This window comes from Leifsonia sp. SIMBA_070 (assembly GCF_046534635.1).
Lineage (GTDB): Bacteria > Actinomycetota > Actinomycetes > Actinomycetales > Microbacteriaceae > Leifsonia.
In genome coordinates, this window is the sequence record NZ_JAWRYK010000368.1 from 1 (window position 1) to 267 (window position 267).

Annotated in this window: 1 protein-coding gene; it reads left to right on the forward strand. The window is 70.4% G+C overall.

What is annotated here, in order from left to right:
- On the forward strand, window positions 1-267 hold a 267-nt coding region (locus tag SB754_RS20715; protein ID WP_410784237.1), incomplete at both ends, for a lipocalin-like domain-containing protein.

Sequence of the window (267 nt, forward strand, 5' to 3'; positions counted from 1 at the left end):
GCGCCGGAAGCCCGGCTCGACACCAGCGGCCTGCTCAACGATGCGCCGGAGAGCTTTCGCCGGGTCACCGCCCCGCGAGCGTTCGCGTTTCCGGAGGATCATGCCGCCCATCCGGGCTACCGCAACGAGTGGTGGTATTTCACGGGCAACCTCGACGGGCCCGACGGCCGGCCGTGGGGCTTCCAGTTCACGCTCTTCCGGTTCCAGCTCGACGAAGCGCCACGCCCCGACTCCGCGTGGGCGGCCGATGCCGTCTGGATGGCGCAT